Origin of the sequence: Eubacterium ramulus ATCC 29099 (assembly GCF_000469345.1) — a bacterium.
Taxonomy (GTDB): domain Bacteria; phylum Bacillota; class Clostridia; order Lachnospirales; family Lachnospiraceae; genus Eubacterium_I; species Eubacterium_I ramulus.
On sequence record NZ_KI271192.1, the window covers coordinates 16,545 to 16,983 of the forward strand.

General features: G+C 43.5%; 1 protein-coding gene. It reads right to left on the bottom strand.

What is annotated here, in order from left to right; all coding sequences use genetic code 11:
- Window positions 1–55: 55 nt before the first annotated feature.
- A complete protein-coding gene (locus tag HMPREF0373_RS16880; protein ID WP_155958136.1) occupies window positions 56–229 on the bottom strand; it encodes a hypothetical protein in 174 nt (57 codons plus the stop codon).
- Window positions 230–439 lie beyond the last annotated feature (210 nt).

Consider the following 439-nt stretch of genomic DNA (forward strand, 5'->3'; position numbering starts at 1 on the left):
GTGGGAGTCTCAACTCAGACTGAGATGAAGAATTCTGAGCGTACATTCATATTGTTCAAAACCACATATCCGGATTGACATCCAACCTGTTAATAAACTCCTTTAACTCCGGTTTGTTATTCGCCTTACGCCAGATCAGCGCCACACCACTTCTGGTATTTGCCACCGGTCGGAACTGTATCTCCCCAAAACTTGGATTTGCATATCCCCTGAAATTACGATCACACAAAAATATATCCTGCTCTGACATCAGGTTAAAAGGCAGTGCTGTCGCATTATTTGTATATCGCACATAATCCGGGTGAACTACCCATTGTCTAAAGCCAATGGGTTTCCTGCTTCGCAGACCTCGTAACCTACTATCTCCACAGGCGTTAATTCGGGCAGTCCCTGCCCTATATTGTTATTTTTATGCTATTTGTCTTAATCCTTCTTCCAG